The organism is Chryseobacterium sp. SIMBA_029 (genome assembly GCF_046535275.1).
Classification (GTDB): Bacteria; Bacteroidota; Bacteroidia; order Flavobacteriales; family Weeksellaceae; genus Chryseobacterium.
Genome location: NZ_JAWRXA010000883.1, coordinates 1 through 233, shown reverse-complemented (window position 1 = coordinate 233; position 233 = coordinate 1). Strand labels below are relative to the sequence as shown.

1 protein-coding gene is annotated in these 233 nt (G+C 63.1%); it reads right to left on the bottom strand.

What is annotated here, in order from left to right; all coding sequences use genetic code 11:
• On the bottom strand, window positions 1-215 hold a 215-nt coding region (locus SB679_RS26385; RefSeq protein WP_410705396.1), incomplete at its 3' end, for a hypothetical protein.
• Window positions 216-233 lie beyond the last annotated feature (18 nt).

Genomic DNA, 233 nt, shown 5'->3' with positions numbered 1-233 from the left:
CGCGCGAACTGCGAATAGCCCATCAGCGCCGCAGTGCCAGCGCCGATGATCCCGCTGGTCAGAGAGTTCGACGAATTACTCTTGAGCACCGCAGCCTCGTAGTCGTCGTTCGTCGCCTGGTCCTGATACGCCTGCCCCTGCAACAGTCCCTGATAGCGCGTCTGAAGCGCATCGAGATCCGCCGCGCCGGCGCTCTGCACCTGCTCGTTCAGCATGGAGCCGCTGTTTGAGAC